The sequence below is a fragment of the Streptomyces sp. NPDC054975 genome, assembly GCF_053609105.1.
Map to the genome: position 1 here is coordinate 1 of NZ_JBSGWV010000107.1, position 2,089 is coordinate 2,089.

Annotated in this window: 4 protein-coding genes; 1 reads left to right on the forward strand and 3 read right to left on the reverse strand. The window is 37.7% G+C overall.

All coding sequences use genetic code 11. The features are described 5' to 3' along the window. Window positions 1-124 precede the first annotated feature (124 nt). The 3 genes from ACWF79_RS34715 to ACWF79_RS34725 are packed head-to-tail and all read right to left on the reverse strand — an operon-like array spanning window position 125 to window position 877. A complete protein-coding gene (locus tag ACWF79_RS34715; protein ID WP_382522926.1) occupies window positions 125-394 on the reverse strand; it encodes a hypothetical protein in 270 nt (89 codons plus the stop codon). 16 nt (window positions 395-410) lie between these two features. Next, window positions 411-602 (reverse strand): hypothetical protein, encoded by a 192-nt coding sequence (locus ACWF79_RS34720; protein ID WP_213377538.1) that lies wholly within the window; start codon window positions 600-602, stop codon window positions 411-413. A gap of 32 nt (window positions 603-634) precedes the next feature. Next, window positions 635-877 (reverse strand): helix-turn-helix domain-containing protein, encoded by a 243-nt coding sequence (locus ACWF79_RS34725; RefSeq protein ID WP_377455239.1) that lies wholly within the window; start codon window positions 875-877, stop codon window positions 635-637. 227 nt (window positions 878-1,104) lie between these two features. Here ACWF79_RS34725 and ACWF79_RS34730 point away from each other — a divergent pair, with 227 nt between their 5' ends. After that, complete coding sequence (locus ACWF79_RS34730; protein WP_080326342.1) at window positions 1,105-1,500, forward strand: helix-turn-helix domain-containing protein; 396 nt, start codon at window positions 1,105-1,107, stop codon at window positions 1,498-1,500. The last annotated feature ends 589 nt before the right edge of the window (window positions 1,501-2,089 follow it).

Here is a 2,089-nt window from a genome sequence, read left to right on the forward strand (position 1 = left end):
AATTCCCCTTCATGATCAAAAAACTCTTCGCTTGCTGTTATTATCTCGCCGCATCCTTTACACTTTCCGATCACAGTCGGTTCAGGAATTCTTTCATCGAATCGTGCCATTGTTTGCAGTCTACTCACGCCCAGTTGCCCCTTTCGCTGTTTAATTGCAAGTATTTTTCGTACTGCGCCTTTGTTTTAAATTCGAAAAACGGATTGCCTGACGGTGGAATTGTTATCGTTCCCCCTGCTTGATTAAGTCTCCACTGATCAAATGCGCTTTGACTGAATGCGACCTTTCTATATGATTTCATTTCAAATCCCCTCTCTTGTTTTTTCTTTTCCATTGACTGAATGCCGTGTTTTCCAAAAGCCAAAACCTTTCCGCCTTCGTGTAAGTCCGCCAATCGGATACTTTAATGTTCATGATGCATCTACAACCCTAAATTCCCGTCGTTTTTTGACTGCCATCAACTCAGGATAATTCCGGTCAATTTCAGCCCTTAATTCAGAAGCCTCTTGAAACCTTCCTTGTTTTAAAAAAACCTCTTCAGCCGAAATCATTTCACACTGTCTTTTTAAAAGCTCATAATACATATCCCGCATGTTTTTCACGTTTATTCCCCCTTCTTCTTTAAAGCGTTATTTCAGCTGGTTTTACAGTAAATCCGTTCCTTAAAGGAGACTTCATGGGTATAAAAAAACTCAGGATCGAACCCTAAAGCCCTGCCTAATTTGACAACTGTTTCAAATGACGGTGTAGCAACCCCGTTTTCGATTTTCCATAGAAACGATTCAGCTAGACCCGTTTCTTTTGACAATTTGCGGTAACTCAAATCTGCTTTGGATCTTCTTTCGGCTAACCAATGACGTTTAAATTGATTTTCCATTATTTTGTTTTCCCTCCTTTCTTTGTTGGTGTAACCTTATTATATTCTCTATTAGAGAACATTTCAAGCCATTTTTATAAAAAAATGTTCCTTAAAGAAATTTTTTTCTCAAAACCTTGAAACCTTATTTATTCTCATGCGTAAATAGGTTTGTTGAAAGTTTTCTTTTAGCGTAAAAAAAGAATATAATATAAATTAGGTGAACAATTGTAAGGAGGAAGGGACTTATGTATGGTCAGCGTTTGCGCCATTTACGAAAAGCTCATAAGTACACTATGGAGGATATAGGCCGTAAATTGGGGATAGCAAAATCAAGTTACGGGGGATATGAGGCAGAAACTAAAAAGCCGCCTCTTGATAAACTGACGCAGCTTGCGGAAATTTATGACGTTTCCGTTGATTATATCTTAGGGTTAACAGATGACCCCGATCCAAAGAAAGAGCGCAAAGACATATCCGAATTCTTGAAAAAGGATAACCTACACTGGAACGGCCGCCCTTTATCTCCTGAAGAACTTGAGCCAATTAAGCATATACTTGAAATGGTTGTACGCGATAGAGAGCCTAAAGTGATCCAGAAAAACAAACCGGATAGCAATTATAAAGCAAATAACGAACAATAGGCCCCGATTTCGGGGCTTTATTTATTTCCGTAATACCTGTCCAATTTTTCTTTTTCTTCCGGTGTAATGCTGCCGAATATTCTCAAATAGTTTGTCAGTGTTTTAACATTCGAAAGATCAATATTAGTGGGCTGCATCCCCCTAATATGTCGTGAATTGATCAGCAAAGAAAGAAGCTGTTTAATATCGTCCATGTTCCCGTTTAGTTCTTTTCTCTCATCCATTCTTGCAACCTCATTCAATTCGACCTGCCCCCTCAAATGTTTTTAGAACGTGTGTTCTCATATTATAACATGAATAGGTAAAAAATTAGAAGTTTATCTGAATTATACAATACAAAGACATGACTTTTGGATGGTTTTTAGAATATTCGAATAAGAAACTTCGATTTCACCCTAAAAAAAAAGAAGGAAACCGAATTTCGATTTCCTTTTTTCTTGTGTTGGATGATGATGATTTTTGGTAGGCCGGCGAATGTCGGGAATGTTGAGCGAGTTTCCTCGCACCTCCTTTTATTCGCTTACTGAAAGTATACTATAAGGGTACATTCTTTTCAAACAATAGAAAATAAAAGGCTTTAAACCGTAAT

What these genes read in the sequence shown, in the direction of transcription:
- ACWF79_RS34725 (WP_377455239.1), bottom strand. Translation starts at nt 877, where the DNA reads ATGGAAAATCAATTTAAACGTCATTGGTTAGCCGAAAGAAGATCCAAA.
- ACWF79_RS34730 (WP_080326342.1), top strand. Translation starts at nt 1,105, where the DNA reads ATGTATGGTCAGCGTTTGCGCCATTTACGAAAAGCTCATAAGTACACT.